Source organism: Helicobacter sp. 12S02232-10, assembly GCF_002272895.1.
Lineage (GTDB): Bacteria > Campylobacterota > Campylobacteria > Campylobacterales > Helicobacteraceae > Helicobacter_J.
Genome location: NZ_MLAQ01000031.1, coordinates 1 through 1,185 on the forward strand (window position 1 = coordinate 1; position 1,185 = coordinate 1,185).

Below are 1,185 nucleotides of genomic sequence, written 5' to 3' on the forward strand. Positions count from 1 at the left end.
ATATTTAATAAATGTGTTGATAAATAGCAACTTTTTATGTAAAAATCTTTGAAACTAAGTGTTTGATAGGAATCTTCAAAGCCTATTTTATCAGGGTATCTTTGAACAGTGTGTATTAAATATTCGATGGCATTTTTCATTTTAAATCCTCCTTTTCCTGTAAGTTCTTTAAAGTCTTTCTATCAATCTTGCCATTAGCATTAAGCGGCATAGATTTAAGAAAGATAAGGCGTTGGGGATGCATATATTTGGGAATCTTTTTTTCTAGATGTTTAAAAATTGTAGTTTTTGGAATTTCTTTTTCTGACTCATAAAAAAGTTCAATCATAGATTTTTTTTCATCATAAAGAACGCATAATTCAAATATTTCTTCAAAATCTCCCAAGGCATTTTCAATTTCCCCAAGCTCGATACGATAGCCATTGTGTTTGATTTGAAAATCTTTTCTACCTATCAGAATAATTTCACCCTCTTGGTTATAGTAGCCTATATCGCCTGTTTTATAGATTTTTTCAGGATAATGACAATGTAGAGGATTTTGAATAAAAGCTGCGTTGGTTTTTTCTAAATCGTTGTAATAGCCTAGTGATAGACAACTTCCGCGCACGCATATTTCGCCTGTAATATTTGGAAGGGTGATGAGAGATAGTTTTTCATCAAGAAGTATGATTTGGGTATTACGACAAGACGTTCCAATAGGAAGACTTTCATCATCTCTAAAAGGACGGTTGATAATATGGAAAGTGCAATCAACGGTGATCTCGGTAGGTCCATACAAATTGGCAAAGATCGTTTTTGGATAATATTTTATCCAGTGGTTAAGAGTCTTGGAAGGCATATTTTCTCCAGCAAATAGAATGGTTTTAAGTTTTGGGGTGCAATGTTGTAATGTTTTGCTTTTTTCTATACTTTTGAGTGCGCTTGGCACCCAAAAAATATGATTAATATGTTTTAAATCCAAGTATTGGAGCAATTCGATGGGGAATAGAAATTTTTCTTCGGGAATGAGAATGAGTTTTGCACCTGTAGAAAAACACAAATAAATATCAAGAACGGAGTTATCAAAATAAAATGGCGATTGATTACCAATCACATCATCGCTTGTGGGGCAAATAGATTTTTCACTTAAAATCCATTCAATATAATCAATGATGCTTCTATGAGAAACTACTACTCCCTTAGGTA

Annotated in this window: 1 protein-coding gene; it reads right to left on the reverse strand. The window is 32.7% G+C overall.

From position 1 onward, the window contains the following. Window positions 1–136 precede the first annotated feature (136 nt). Window positions 137–1,185, reverse strand: a 1,049-nt coding sequence (locus BKH41_RS09505; RefSeq protein ID WP_095299415.1) for an AMP-binding protein, incomplete at its 5' end; no start/stop codon positions are given.